This is a genomic window from Agrobacterium larrymoorei, assembly GCF_013322225.1.
Taxonomy (GTDB): domain Bacteria; phylum Pseudomonadota; class Alphaproteobacteria; order Rhizobiales; family Rhizobiaceae; genus Agrobacterium; species Agrobacterium larrymoorei_A.
Genome location: NZ_JAAMFB010000027.1, coordinates 313,080 through 326,793, shown reverse-complemented (window position 1 = coordinate 326,793; position 13,714 = coordinate 313,080). Strand labels below are relative to the sequence as shown.

Here is a 13,714-nt window from a genome sequence, read left to right as displayed (position 1 = left end):
ACTTCAACGCGCTGACGCCAATGATGGTGGCGGCATAATCGAGGCGGAAATCCACTTAGCGAAACGCCCGAAACTGTTCAAACAAACTGAGCCACCTCTGTTTGTTCTCAATCCGTTCTGATTATGGACGGCAAAACCGCCCATCAAGTAGTTTCTCAATTTGTTTTATGTTGGATCATAGTGACTGCTATTTCCATCACGACTTTCAGTGCGTTTCGGTCGATGTATTCTCCCTTAGTAGTTGATAATGAGGTCTAGTTCGTCTTGGATGCGCTTTTTCGCCTTCGCATGGCTGATCGCAGCCTCCGTGAATCCTTTTTCTTTTGCGCTGGTGATCACCCAATTGATGACTTCAAAAAATTCCGTCCTAAGTGTCTCGCTCCTTGCAAGATTTTCGAGTGTGTAGTCCAATTTCCACATTCCGTTGTAGGAACATGCCGGTATCCATAATATAAAAGTTCATTTTCACTTCGCAGCATATTGGTTGATTATCAGGTTTGGTAATTCAAATTTTCCGTGCGTATTCGAATGCTTTCTCCAGCGCTTCCTTTTGGTTCTGAAGAGAGTACCCCTCCCCGTAATATCCAGCATGACCTTTGAGAGAATGCCCCATGATGGCGGACTTCAAACCAAGATCGCAGCCTGACCTTTTCAATAAATCGTCCAGTCTGTGGCGGTAGGAGTAGTGACCTTTGCCCGGAATTACTGTCTTGAAGAAATCAGACATGCAGGCGTTCATGCGGGTGGGCCCCTGCCCGTCATGGAATGATCGAAATCCCTTCGGAAACCTCTTCATGACTTCTAGTGCATCACTTGTCAGAACAATGTCCCTATGCCGCACCCCGCCCTTTTTAACTTTCTTGCGTAGGGAATTAGGGCGAATGCTGATGTACTGAACGGGACCGTCAAGATGGATGTCTTCTGGTGCCATCCAAATCAACTCTCTCACTCCGCAGCCGGTCATCTCACCGAGGATTGCAATAGCCTTGCCCTCTTCCTTCATCGTAGACTTCTCTAGCGCAGCTCTTACAACTTTCACTTCAGCTTCAGTGAAAGGCTTACGTTTAGCGGCATCCTCAAGATTGATTGGCTTGAAGTTTTCAAAAACGTTGGTGCGCTCTGGATAATGAGAACCAATCACAACATCCAAGATTATCCGAAGCCACATAAGCTTTTTGTTGGCTTCATCGCTTTTGAATTCACCGTCATTCGATGCTTTAATCAGCTTTACGCGATACTCAGCGACGTGACGCTTTTCAATTTTCAGCACATCTTTATGGGTTGGCATACGACGCATAAAATCTTCCGTAGCTTGTTCAAAGCGACGCCACTTCCGCTTCGTCTCAACTTCCCCCAAACCAGTCACCTTCTCAGGCGATAAGTCTTTGAAGATTTCGAATGCTTTTTTCCATGATAGGGCTGGCGTCTCTATTGCTCCAGCTATCGCGGCAACCTCAAGAGAGGTTAGCTTGGGCTTGATGGTTTTGACGTTCTTTATGTCAGCGTAGAGTTCGATCAACTTAGGCACTTCTCGACTGACCAAATCCGAATGCTGCGTGTAGGTCACGTTCAGACTTGCTGCCTTGGTCCTCACCTCGTCGTAATCAATACGGATTTCATCAGGAAGAGTATCGTTGTCCATTGGAACAGCAAATTTCACCTGTTCGATTGGCAGCCTCTTCCGCGCTGTGGCTTCGTCTCTCATTCTAAGTGAGCGCCAGATTTGCTTGCTTTTGCTTCCCGACTTTAGCCGCGCGGGAACGTTGAGGACAAAGTAATAGATCCCGTTCCCGCGCTTCATGAGGTTTTGTTGACCCTGCATTTAAAATCTCCTTTGTAATAAGTTTGCTAAAAAAATTCCGCGTAATTTCCAGCAACGTAAATCATTACTCGCGTATTGGTAAATATATTTTTGCTTAAACATAGAATTTTTATGTTATTTCGCTTCAAAAATAAGTTATTACTTTCGGATTGTTTTGAAAACAACTTATACCAACATGAAAATAGACTAAAGGCGTCCATTGCTGGATTAAGTGACTTATTAGCAAATCTACTAGCAATTATGACATTTTGGACTACAGAAGCAGCATTCAGCTGAGTGATTATTGACATGAGTTTCGAATTCTCCTACGAAATCAGTTAGTTCGAGGGGTGCGCTTTCCAGCGCTGAGATGACTTGGTCAAACCCTTATTTACCTGATCCGGGTCATGCCGGCGTAGGAACGGAACAGTCGTTAACGCACGCTTTTCTCTTCTCCGCTCTTCCATGCCCGGATCTCCGCTATGATCGAATCTGGAGATTGGCAGCATGTCGAGCTTTCCCACCGCGCATAACGCAGCAGAAATTCTGGCTCGGGTGCGAGAGCGAAGACCGCGTGTGCACTGCTTGATGAATACGGTTGTGCAGAAATTCACAGCGGATGGCATAACGGCTGTGGGTGGCATACCCTCCATGACCTCTTCGGAAGAGGAGATCGAAAGCTTCGTTGCCAAGACTGACGCACTGACCATTAATCTCGGCACGCTGGATGCAACTCGCCGCAATGTCATTCGCATCGCTGTCGAAATCGCCAACCGCGAAGGTAAGCCTTGGATCGTTGACCCAGTCCATTGCGACTACTCTCCCTCGCGCCTGGAGTTTGCTTACGAACTCAGCCAGCTTCGGCCTTCCATCTTGCGGGGCAATGATGCGGAAATGGCCGTTATTAATGATACCGGCGCGGCTTTACGAATTCAGACAGGACCGGTCGACAGGCTTAAAGACGACACTCGCAAAGTCCGCATCGTCAACGGTCATTCTCTGATGGCGAAGGTAACAGGGACCGGTTGCCTGTCTGGCGGAGTGATCGCCGCGTTCATGGCGGTCGAGCCGGACCCAATGCTCGCTGCTGCTGCAGCGCTTTCCGTTACAGGGGTCTCGGCTGAGATCGCAGCGAGACATGCAAAAGGACCGGGCACTTTCGAGGCCGCTTTCCTTGACGCCTTGTTCAACATCAACGGCAGCGACGTTATCTCCCATGCGAGGATCGAACATGACGAAGATTGATTACCGGCTCAATGCTATTGTCGACTCCTCTCTAAGCGATATTGCCCCTTTGCCCGAACTGGCGGCGGTTGCAGCACGCCATGGCGCGACGATCATCCAGTACCGTGACAAGCATTCGCCCACAAGGCACATGATTGAGCAGGCGAGGCTGATCATTGAAGCATTACAGGGAACCGGCGTGCCACTGGTCATTAATGATCGCGTCGATGTCGCGCTGGCCTCCGGTGCCGACGGCGTTCATCTTGGCGCTGACGATATGGATGCCGAGACTGCGCGGCAGCTTTTAGGGTCGAGCGCGATCATTGGCCTTACGGTGAAATCGATGACCGATGCGAAGCGCGTTGCGCAAGCCGCTGCCGACTACGCCTGCATTGGCGGTGTTTTCGAGACGGTTTCGAAGGTCAATCCCGACGCTCCAGTGGGATTGGCAGGCCTGAAAGAATTGAGAAATTTTCTCTGGCAGGAGCGTCCGAATATGCCGGTCGGCGCTATCGCCGGGATTACTCTGGAACGCGTTCCAGAGATTATTGCCGCCGGTGCCGATGGCGTTGCGCTCATTTCCGCGCTTTTCCGCGCGGTGGATATTGCAGCAGCAACCCAGCAGTTCCGGCAGGCAGTGAACGTAAGCCTGGAGGCGCGCTCATGACGGCCATCGCGTTGACAATCGCAGGTTCAGACAGCAGCGGCGGCGCCGGGATACAGGCCGACATCAAAACATTCTCGGCGCTCGGCGTCTATGCGTCGAGCGTCATTACGGCGATTACCGCACAAAACACCAAGGGCGTTACAGCAGTCGAGGATATTTCTTCGAGTATGATTGCAGCGCAGATGGATGCAGTGTTTTCCGATCTCGATATCAAGGCTGTCAAAATCGGGATGGTGTCACGCATCGACACCATTCAGACCATTGCAAACCGTTTGCGCAACCAGCAACAGCCCGTCGTTCTCGACCCAGTGATGGTGGCGACGTCAGGCGACCGGCTGTTGCGGGAGGATGCGGTGGAAACATTGCGCTCCGAGCTTTTACCATTGGCATATCTTGCAACCCCGAATCTACCTGAGGCAGCCCTCTTGGCTGGAAGCGCAGTTGCTACCCACAGAGGGGAAATAATCATGCAAGCGGAGAAAATTCTCGCGCTAGGCGCTCGCTGCGTCCTCATCAAAGGCGGTCACGGATCGGGACCGGAAAGCGTGGATCTACTGCTGGATGGCGAGACGCTTCAGGAGTTTGCGATGCAGCGCATCGACACCAGCAATGATCATGGCACCGGTTGCACGCTTGCTGCCGCAATCACCGCAAATCTTGCGCTCGGCTTTCCGCTATCAGATGCAATCGGCCTTGCGAAAGATTACCTGCATGGCGCACTTGCCGCCGGGCGGAATTTACAGGTCGGACAGGGACACGGGCCTGTTCACCATTTTTATCGATGGTGGAGCGCCTGATCCATCAAGACCTCGGCTTTGGCCCAGAAAGGGCATTGCGGATCGCGAAACTGGAGTGAATGCGCGAAACACCGGGCAGTTTCGACAAGATGTCCTTATGCACCCGTTCGAAATCACCGGCGCTTTCGACCTCGACACGGAGGTGATAATCCGAGCCGCCGGTCATGAGATAGCATTCACGCACTTCGGGGTATCTGCGAACCGCGCTTTCGAAACGGTTGAGGAAATCTTCGGTCTGTCTCTCAAGCGTAATCTGCACGATGACCGAGATAACTTCGCCGCCAGCGGCGCTCGCAACGATGGCTGTGTAGCCGCGAATGACCCCTTCCCGCTCCAGAATTTCGACGCGCCGCAGACAGGCGGATGGCGACAGCCCAACCTCCGCCGCAAGCCTCGCATTGCTGATACGAGCATTCAGCCTGAGTTGCCTTATGATATGGCGGTCCGTCGCATCCAATGCCGACATCAAATCATTCCATTTCTTCGAACATTATTGCGCCAATTCATATAAGATCGCACGATCATCTGCTCAATCTGCGAAAATTCAAGGATCGTTGCAATACTCTGTTCGAATAAGAATAAGGGAACTGCGATGGACATGACGATCAGCCATCAGAAGGCGACGGGCGGCGCAAGCGGCTATCTGACGATAGACCTCGGCGCGTTGCGGTATAACTATCTAATGCTGCGGGGCATGGCACCAAGTGCGATCACCGGCGCGGTGGTGAAGGCAGATGCCTACGGTCTCGGAGTGGACGCAGTCGCGCCCGTTCTTTACAACGCCGGTTGCCGTCACTTTTTTGTTGCGCACATCGATGAAGCCATCGCGCTCCGCTTTAATGTAGCGTCTGACGCGGATATTTTTGTCTTGAACGGACTTCAGCCAGGCAACGAAACCTCCTGCGCGGCGCTCAATATCATTCCCGTTCTCAACTCGCTCGACCAAGTCGCCCAATGGTCGGCACAAGCAGCAGCACAGGGCAAAGCACTGCCTGCCGCCTTGCAGATCGATACCGGCATGTCGCGGCTTGGACTTTCCCCGTCTGAAGTGCAGGAATTGAGAGCCACACCGGATCTGTTGAGTGGCATCGAGCTAAAATTCATCATGAGCCACCTCGCCTGCGCAGATGAGGCGGAACACGAGGTCAACGGCTTGCAGCTTGCGGCCATGCGCCACGCGGCAGAGATGTTTCCAGACGTGCCGGTTTCCTTCGCCAATTCCGGAGGGATTTTCCTTGGCGCTGACTACCACAATGCATTGATGCGGCCTGGAATCGCGCTCTATGGCGGTGAACCATCCGCCGGTCACATGAAACAGATGAAATCCGTCATTCGCCTGGATGTAGCCGTCATCCAAACAAGAACTATACCTGCGGGCAGCATCGTAGGTTACGGTGGAACGCTTCGCACCACTATAGAGACAAGACTTGCGACGATAGCTGCCGGATATGCTGACGGATTACCTCGCTCATTAAGCAACCGTGGAGCAGCTTATTACGAAGGCGTTCGCCTGCCTATCGCCGGGCGAGTTTCGATGGACAGTATGTGCCTTGATATTTCAGCCTTGCCGGAAGGCACATTAAAGCACGGCAGCCTTGTTCAGCTCATCGGTTGCCAACAGTCGCTTGAGGACATTGCAGCGGATGCGGGCACCATTGCCTATGAAATCCTGACCGGCCTCGGACATCGCTATCGACGTACCTATATCAAGTCAGCGCAGCACACTGCCAATTCAGACAGGTAGAACCAGCATGAATATTACAATTCTCGGGGCAGGTGTCGTTGGCGTTACCTCGGCGTGGTACCTCGCCAAAGCTGGCCACAATGTAACGGTTATAGACCGGCAACCAGCCGCAGCACTGGAGACCAGCTTCGCCAATGCGGGGGAAGTTTCTCCCGGCTATGCATCTCCATGGGCTGCGCCGGGCATTCCGGTGAAGGCGATGAAGTGGCTTTTCATGCAGCACGCGCCTCTCATCATTCGACCGACAGCCGATCCCGCCGCATGGCGCTGGATGGCGCAAATGCTGCGCAACTGCACCGCCGCTCGCTACAATGTCAACAAGAGCCGAATGGTGCGTGTAGCCGAATATAGCCGCGATTGCCTGATCGCGCTGCGTGATGAAACAGGCATCCAGTACGACCAGCGCACGCAGGGCACGCTGGAAGTGTTTCGCACGCAAAAGCAGTTCGATGGCATCGGCAAGGATGTCGAAGTGCTGAAAGCCGGTGGCGTCCGCTATGAGATTCTGGATAGAGATGGATGCGTGGCCGCGGAACCGGGCCTTGCAGCCTCCCGCGACAAGATCGTGGGCGGTCTGCGCCTGCCTGGTGACGAGACAGGCGATTGCTTCATGTTCACCTCGGAGCTGGCAAACCTTGCCGAGAAGGCGGGCGTGAAGTTTGTCTACGACACCGGCATCATGCGCCCTGTCACTGAAGGCAACCGCATCAAGGCAATCGAGACAAGCGGGGGTTTGGTGGAAGCAGATATCTTCGTAGGCGCGCTTGGCAGCTACACACCGCAATTTTTGAAGCGCCTCGGCATCGATCTGCCGGTTTATCCCGTAAAAGGCTATTCCATCACCGTCCCCATCGTCGACGCAAGTAAAGCTCCGGTGTCGACTGTTATGGACGAAGCGCACAAAGTCGCCATCACGCGGCTGGGAGATCGTATCCGCGTCGGCGGCATGGCGGAAATCGCTGGCTTCAACAAGGACTTACCGGCAAAACGGCAGGCGACATTGACGCACACCGTCGAAGATCTTTTCGGTGGCGCGGGCGACCAGTCACAGGCGAAGTTCTGGTGCGGTTTGCGCCCGATGACGCCGGATGGCACGCCGGTTATCGGCGCAACACGATACAGCAACCTTTATCTGAACACAGGCCACGGCACACTTGGCTGGACGATGGCTTGCGGTTCAGCAAAGGTGCTGGCTGATATGGTTTCCGGCAACAAGCCAGACATCGAAACGTCCGATCTGGCCATCAGTCGCTATTCATCTTGAGACGTGTTGGCCTGCAACAGCCCGTTACCCTCAGAGCGCCAAAGCATCCTTTAGGGCCAGGCCTTCCTTAACACGCAGATCGAGATCGGCTTCTATATGGCCGAGGTGGTGCATCATCAGATGATTGGCCTTTTCGACATTGCCCGCCTCCAGTGCATCCAGAATATCCGCATGGTCGCCGTGACCGCAGCTGGAAACACCTGAGCGACCGTAAAGCGCAATGACGAGCGATGAACGTGCGACGAGTTCACTCATGAATTTCTCAAGGATCGCATTTCCGGCAAGTCCCGCCAACATGAGGTGAAAGTCGCCCGAAGCCTTTATTTCTGCGCGGCGGGCAGATGGCCCCCTTTCGTGCTGATGGCGCGCCTCGTCCTCCAGATGCGCGCGAAGGCTCGCAACACCCTCCGGCGTCAACCGTTCGATGACGGCAGCAACGATCCCTTGTTCTATCAACCGGCGCGATGCAAAGACCTGCCGTGCCTCGTCGGGCGTTGGACTGGATACAAAAGCACCCCGATTTCGCTCCATCTTTACAAGGCCCTCGAATGCCAGCATCTGCAATGCGGCTCGCACTACCGTCCGGCTGACATCGAAAAGTGTGCCGACCTCCGCCTCGGAAAGCTTGGTACCCGGTATCAACCGCCGGTCTGCAATCGCATCACGCAAAGTATCGCGGATCGCAAGAGCGCGGTCCTCCTGAACAATATCCTGCGGGGTGAGATGGGCGAGAGTCATTGCTGTATCCAAGTGTCATTCGTTTCTAACCGGATAATCAATGGCGTTGAAGAGCCAATCGCATTCTTCTGCGCAAATAATCGTATACAATTTTCCGCAGAATCATAAACAATCGCATGTTTTTTGTGCATGCGAATAAAATTACCTGCCTTTAAAGAGATCACCTGCAAATAAATCTTTGCCCATTCAAAAGCTTAACGGCGCGAATGTGGAACTGGCACGGCACATGCAAGAGAAGTTCCGAACCTGAGGGGACATGCATGAGCAAAGCCGCTGAAATAGATATTGCCTCCGTTACCAAAGTCTATGGGAGCACCACTGCGGTTCACGCCATCAGCCTGAAGATACCGGCTGGAAGCTATTGCTGCCTGCTTGGTCCCTCCGGCTGCGGCAAGACTTCTACTTTGCGCATGATCGCAGGCCATGAGACGATTTCAAGCGGGGATGTGCGGCTAGGCAATACGGTCGTGACCGATCTGCCGCCAGCACAACGCGGAACGGCCATGATGTTCCAGTCCTACGCGCTGTTTCCACATCTCGACCTTGTTGACAATGTTGCCTTCAGCCTGAAGATGAAAGGCACAACCAAGGAAACCCGTCGCGCAAAAGCGCTCGAAATGCTGAAGCTGATGCAGTTGGAGCCCTATGCCAGCCGCCGCCCGGCACAGCTCTCCGGCGGCCAGCAGCAGCGAGTTGCACTGGCCCGCGCGCTCATTACCGACCCTGAAGCGCTCCTACTGGACGAGCCGCTATCGGCGCTCGATCCGTTCCTGAAAATCCGTATGCGCGCCGAATTGAAAAAGCTTCAGACCTCGCTCGGCATCACATTTGTCCACGTCACCCACAGCCAGGAAGAGGCTATGGCCCTGGCCGATATCATCGTGGTCATGAATGATGGGCGCATCGAGCAGGCGGCAACGCCGCGCGAAGTGTTCGAGCGACCGGCGACGGCCTTCGTCGCCCGTTTCATGGGCGATCACAATGTCATTTCCGGTCGCCTGAAAGACGCGGATGGCAGTGTCGTCACGATGGAGATCGCCGGTGGCGGTACTTTCAAGGCCAGCGGAACGGCACCGGATGACGGTGCCGTCGATATTGCGGTACGCACGGACCGCGTACGAATAGGCGAAGCCACAGGAGCCGGGCTCGGTTTCACAGGCATCGTCTCGAATGTCGAATATAGGGGCGCCAGCGTGAAGCTCGCCGTCACCGGCGCGGGCATCGAGGATTTCAACATGATTTTGAGCGACGCGGCTTTCTTCGAAAACCCGATCAGGGTTGGCGATGCCGTGCCGCTTTCCTGGAATGCGGCCGATGCCATCGTGCTCGGCCGGGTAGAGAAATGACGACAAAAATAACCAGAGGAGAACTTTGAAATGAGCGATACTTCCAAGACGAAAAAGGGTCTGACCCGCCGCGGTCTCCTGAAGGCGGGTGCAGCAGCGACGGGTGCCGCAGTCGGCTCCGGCCTGATCACCGGCTTCCCCACCATCTGGGCGCAAAACCCGATCACGCTTCGCCAGTTCGGCACGGGCGTTTCCAATCTCAATGCGATTGCCGAAAAGTGCAAGGCGGACCTTGGCATCACCCTTGAAATGACGGCAACGGACTCGGATGCTGCCGCACAGCGCGCCGTGACCCAGCCGAATTCCTACGATATCGCCGATATCGAATACTGGATTTTGAAGAAGGTGTATCCGGCAGGCGTGATCCAGCCGATGGAAATCAAGAAGCTGAAATATTACGACAAGATTGTGCCGCTGTTCAAAACCGGCAAGCTTACGCCTGACAGCGTCATTGCGCAGGGCACCGCACCCCACACGGTCGGCTTCGTTGAAAAGGCCGGCGACAAGACGTTCGCAAAGGGCGAAACCGAACTTTTCACCATGGTTCCGACCATCTACAACGCTGATACGCTCGGCATCCGCCCGGATCTCGTAGGTCGCGAGATCACCACCTGGGCCGACATCATGGACCCAGCCTTCAAGGGCAAGACGTCAATCATCAACATTCCTTCCATCGGCATCATGGATGCGGCCATGATCATGGAAGCCATGGGCAACCTCAAATATGCCGACAAGGGCAACATGACGAAGGAGGAGATCGACAAGACGATCGACTTCCTCATCAAGGCCAAGAAAGACGGTCAGTTCCGTGCCTTCTGGAAGAGCTTCGATGAAAGCGTCAACCTGATGTCGTCCGGCGAAGTGGTCATCCAGTCCATGTGGTCGCCTGCCGTTGCAGCCGTCCGCTCAAAGGGCATCGCCTGCAAATACCAGCCGCTCAAGGAAGGATATCGTTCGTGGGGCGGCGGTCTCGGCCTTGCCAAGCACCTCAACGGCGCGAAGCTCGATGCAGCCTATGAGTATATCAACTGGTATACCTCTGGCTGGGTCGGCGCGTACCTAAACCGTCAGGGCTACTACTCCGCCGCCATGGAAACGGCGAAAGAGCACATGTCCGCGGACGAGTGGGGTTACTGGGTCGAGGGCAAGGCAGCCCAGGGCGATATCATCGCTCCAGACGGCAAGATCATGGAAAAGGCGGGCGCTGTCCGTGATGGTGGCTCCTTCGAGGAGCGCATGGGCAAGGTCGCCTGCTGGAACTCCGTCATGGACGAAGACCGCTACATGGTTCGTCGCTGGAACGAGTTCATCGCCGCTTGATGAGTTCGTAAGGACCGGCGGCGCTTGCCGCCGGTTCCATGATGAACTGCCCTCACTCTCGACGTCATCCTCGGGCTTGACCCGAGGTTCCACCACTGCGGCGGAGCCTGGATCCTCGCCTCAAGGGCGAGGATGACGGAGTAAATGGAACGTTCGACATCCCAACCGGCAACCTCCGTTGCCGGTTGCTCCAAAAAGTCATTGAAAGGCCCCATGATGGCGACAGTCAGGTTCATCGGCGTAAGCGATAAAAAGGAAAAGACGCGCAAGTCTTTCGCGTTGCCGCAGAAACTCGTCAGCTACATCCAGGCAGCGCCGCTGGCGCTCATCCTCGGCTTTTTTCTGCTGCTGCCGATCCTGATGATCGCAGTCGTGAGCTTCTGGGACTACGATTTCGCCCAGATGTACCCGGACTTCGTCACATTCAACTATACCGAAACGCTCGGCTCTTGGGTGACGTGGCAGACCTATCTCAATACTCTGAAATTTGCCTTCATCGTCTGGGCGATCACCCTGTTCTTCGGCTTTTGGGTTGCTTACTTCCTGGCCTTTCACATCCGCACCACCACGATGCAGATGGTTCTCTTCCTTGTCTGCACCGTGCCATTCCTGACGTCCAACATCATTCGCATGATTTCGTGGATACCCGTGCTTGGGCGAAACGGGCTGGTGAACAGCGCGCTGGTCAATATGGGCATTATTCCCGCGCCCATCGAGTGGCTGCTCTATTCCGATTTCGCGGTGGTACTCGCCATGGTGCATCTTTACACGCTGTTCATGGTCACTCCGATCTTCAACACACTGATGCGGATCGACAAATCACTGGTGGAGGCTGCACGAGATGCTGGGGCATCCAGCTGGCAGGTGCTGTGGAACGTGATCATTCCGCTGGCGAAACCGGGAATTGCCATCGGCACCATATTCGTGGTGACGCTGGTGATGGCTGATTTTTCGACGGTGCAGGTCATGTCCGGCGGGCAAAGCGCCTCTGTCGCGCTGATGATGAAGAACCAGATGTCACTTCTGCAATATCCCGCTGCCGCCGCGAATGCCGTGATCCTTCTGGCACTCGTTCTTCTGATGGTCGCGGGCATCCTGCGTGTCGTCGATATCCGTAAGGAGCTTTGAGCCATGCACTCGGAAAAACGCGGCCGCGAATTCTACCTTCTTGCCATCTTCTTCGCCCTGTTCGTCCTATTCCTCTACGGCCCGCTCTCGGCCATTCTGATCCTCGCCTTTCAGGGGCCGAATGGCGGACTTACCTTCCCGCTGAACGGCTTGTCTCTACACTGGTTCGGCAATCTCTTCGAACAGCAGGCTGTTGGTGACTTCGGCGGCGCGTTCCGCCGCTCACTCGGGCTCGGCATTATGGTAATGGTGGTTACGGTGCTGGTTTCGCTGCTGGCCGGTCTGGCATTCCGGCGGAAGTTCATCGGCGCGACACCGCTTTTCTATCTGTCTGTCGCGAGCCTCGTCGTGCCGTCCATCATCATTTCGCTGGGTATCGGAGTGCTGTTCCAGCAGCTTGGCCTGGAACCAGCCTGGAACACATCGGCCTTTGGTGCCCATCTGACATGGACCCTGCCCTTCGGCGTCCTCATCATGCTTGCAATTTTCAACCGTTTCTCTCCCTCTTACGAAGAAGCGGCACGAGATCTGGGGGCAAGCTCCTGGCAGACCTTCAGCAATGTCGTGCTGCCGATGATCGCACCCAGCCTCATCGGTGTTGGCCTGTTCGGCTTTACGCTTTCTTACGACGAATTTGCCCGTACCCTGATGACCTCCGGTACATACAACACGCTGCCGCTGGAAATCTACGGCATGACCACGAATGTCACGACGCCAGTGCTTTACGCCTTGGGCGCAGTGACGACGCTGTTCTCCTTCCTAGTTATCGCTGGCACCCTTGGCATAATCGTCTATCTCAATCGCCGTCGTTTGAAGGACTGAGTGAAATCATGCGCATTCTCGTCGTCAATCCGAACACCACTCGATCCATGACGGAGACCATCGAAGCCGCAGCAAGAAGCGTTGCAGGGCGTGAGACTGAAGTGATTGCCGTCACCTCCGCCATGGGCCCGGTGTCCATCGAAGGTTATTACGATGAGGTATTTGCCGTTCCGGGGTTGCTGGTGGAAATCGCAAAAGGCGAAAAGGCTGGAGCGCAGGCTGCCGTCATCGCCTGCTTCGACGATACAGGGCTGGATGCTGCACGCGCGCTCGCAAACATTCCCGTCATCGGCATTTGTGAAGCGGCGGTCGCTACCGCGTCTTTCATCGCGCAACGGTTTACCGTTATCACGACCATGGAGCGCTCCCGCCTGCCGCTGGAGCATCTGGTTCACCGCTATGGCATGGGCGCGCGGGCCAAGGTCCGCGCTGCCGATATTCCCGTTCTTTCGCTGGAAGACCCATCTTCCGATGCTCTGCCGCGTTTGCGCAGCGAGATTGCCGCAGCTATATCGCAGGATAAGGCGGAAGCCATCGTTCTTGGCTGCGCCGGCATGGCGGACCTTGCTGCCGAGCTTTCGAAAGAGTTCGGCGTGCCGGTGATCGATGGTGTCTCGGCGGCGGTCAAGCATGCCGAGACGCTGGTGACACTCGGCCTTTCCACTGCAAAGCGTGGGGCTTATGCCTCTCCAATTCATAAACCCTATCTGGGTTCGATGGAGGCCTTTTCGCCGTCGAATATTCTGCTCAATTGAGGCGAAGGCCTGCCACAATTCATTCAGCGGCGGTTCAGCCAAGGCCAACTATTTTCTTAACCATCGAATAACAACTGGCAGCGACCTGCCGTTTTTGATGGATTACGA

14 protein-coding genes and 1 riboswitch are annotated in these 13,714 nt (G+C 55.0%); of the genes, 10 read left to right on the top strand and 4 right to left on the bottom strand.

Annotation, left to right across the window (positions count from 1 at the left end):
* Positions 1–234: 234 nt before the first annotated feature.
* Both G6L28_RS17950 and G6L28_RS17945 read right to left on the bottom strand, forming a co-directional pair.
* Entirely contained in the window at positions 235–411 is a 177-nt protein-coding gene (locus G6L28_RS17950) for a hypothetical protein (protein WP_174065182.1), read from the bottom strand.
* A gap of 94 nt (positions 412–505) precedes the next feature.
* Complete coding sequence (locus G6L28_RS17945) at positions 506–1,822, bottom strand: DUF6538 domain-containing protein (RefSeq protein ID WP_174065181.1); 1,317 nt, start codon at positions 1,820–1,822, stop codon at positions 506–508.
* Between the two features lie 315 nt (positions 1,823–2,137).
* A riboswitch (TPP riboswitch) is annotated at positions 2,138–2,240 on the top strand.
* A 68-nt stretch (positions 2,241–2,308) separates the two neighbouring features.
* On the opposite strand from G6L28_RS17945, the gene G6L28_RS17940 reads away from it, so the two are divergent.
* From G6L28_RS17940 to thiD, 3 genes are read left to right on the top strand one after another with little or no spacing between them, the layout of a single operon-like run.
* Complete coding sequence (locus G6L28_RS17940; RefSeq protein ID WP_174065180.1) at positions 2,309–3,046, top strand: hydroxyethylthiazole kinase; 738 nt, start codon at positions 2,309–2,311, stop codon at positions 3,044–3,046.
* Complete coding sequence (gene thiE / locus G6L28_RS17935; protein WP_174065179.1) at positions 3,033–3,692, top strand: thiamine phosphate synthase; 660 nt, start codon at positions 3,033–3,035, stop codon at positions 3,690–3,692. The genes G6L28_RS17940 and thiE overlap by 14 nt, the downstream gene beginning before the upstream one ends.
* Positions 3,689–4,489 carry a bifunctional hydroxymethylpyrimidine kinase/phosphomethylpyrimidine kinase gene (gene thiD / locus G6L28_RS17930; protein WP_174065178.1) on the top strand — a complete coding sequence of 267 codons (801 nt, stop codon included), beginning with the start codon at positions 3,689–3,691 and terminating at the stop codon, positions 4,487–4,489. Before thiE ends, thiD begins: the two co-directional genes overlap by 4 nt.
* 4 nt (positions 4,490–4,493) lie before the next feature.
* On the opposite strand, the gene G6L28_RS17925 is transcribed toward thiD, so the two are convergent.
* Entirely contained in the window at positions 4,494–4,955 is a 462-nt protein-coding gene (locus G6L28_RS17925) for an Lrp/AsnC family transcriptional regulator (protein WP_174065177.1), read from the bottom strand.
* A 126-nt stretch (positions 4,956–5,081) separates the two neighbouring features.
* Here G6L28_RS17925 and alr point away from each other — a divergent pair, with 126 nt between their 5' ends.
* Both alr and G6L28_RS17915 read left to right on the top strand, forming a co-directional pair.
* Positions 5,082–6,233 carry an alanine racemase gene (gene alr / locus G6L28_RS17920; protein WP_174065176.1) on the top strand — a complete coding sequence of 384 codons (1,152 nt, stop codon included), beginning with the start codon at positions 5,082–5,084 and terminating at the stop codon, positions 6,231–6,233.
* 7 nt (positions 6,234–6,240) lie between these two features.
* Complete coding sequence (locus G6L28_RS17915) at positions 6,241–7,497, top strand: D-amino acid dehydrogenase (RefSeq protein ID WP_174065175.1); 1,257 nt, start codon at positions 6,241–6,243, stop codon at positions 7,495–7,497.
* 30 nt (positions 7,498–7,527) lie between these two features.
* Here G6L28_RS17915 and G6L28_RS17910 read toward each other — a convergent pair whose 3' ends face one another.
* The gene (locus G6L28_RS17910) at positions 7,528–8,235 is read right to left on the bottom strand and encodes a GntR family transcriptional regulator (protein ID WP_174065174.1); all 708 of its coding nucleotides are present in this window, start codon (positions 8,233–8,235) and stop codon (positions 7,528–7,530) included.
* Between the two features lie 260 nt (positions 8,236–8,495).
* Between G6L28_RS17910 and G6L28_RS17905 the strand changes: the two genes are divergently transcribed.
* From G6L28_RS17905 to G6L28_RS17885, 5 genes are all read left to right on the top strand, one after another.
* Positions 8,496–9,581: an ABC transporter ATP-binding protein gene (locus tag G6L28_RS17905; protein ID WP_174065173.1), complete on the top strand. Its 1,086-nt coding sequence runs from the start codon at positions 8,496–8,498 to the stop codon at positions 9,579–9,581.
* Positions 9,582–9,611: 30 nt separating this feature from the next.
* A complete protein-coding gene (locus G6L28_RS17900) occupies positions 9,612–10,901 on the top strand; it encodes an ABC transporter substrate-binding protein (RefSeq protein WP_174065172.1) in 1,290 nt (429 codons plus the stop codon).
* Positions 10,902–11,117: 216 nt separating this feature from the next.
* Positions 11,118–12,029 carry an ABC transporter permease gene (locus tag G6L28_RS17895; protein ID WP_174065196.1) on the top strand — a complete coding sequence of 304 codons (912 nt, stop codon included), beginning with the start codon at positions 11,118–11,120 and terminating at the stop codon, positions 12,027–12,029.
* Between the two features lie 3 nt (positions 12,030–12,032).
* A complete protein-coding gene (locus tag G6L28_RS17890; protein ID WP_174065171.1) occupies positions 12,033–12,851 on the top strand; it encodes an ABC transporter permease in 819 nt (272 codons plus the stop codon).
* A gap of 8 nt (positions 12,852–12,859) precedes the next feature.
* Positions 12,860–13,606, top strand: coding sequence for an aspartate/glutamate racemase family protein (locus G6L28_RS17885; protein WP_174065170.1), 747 nt, complete (start codon positions 12,860–12,862; stop codon positions 13,604–13,606).
* Positions 13,607–13,714: the final 108 nt, after the last annotated feature.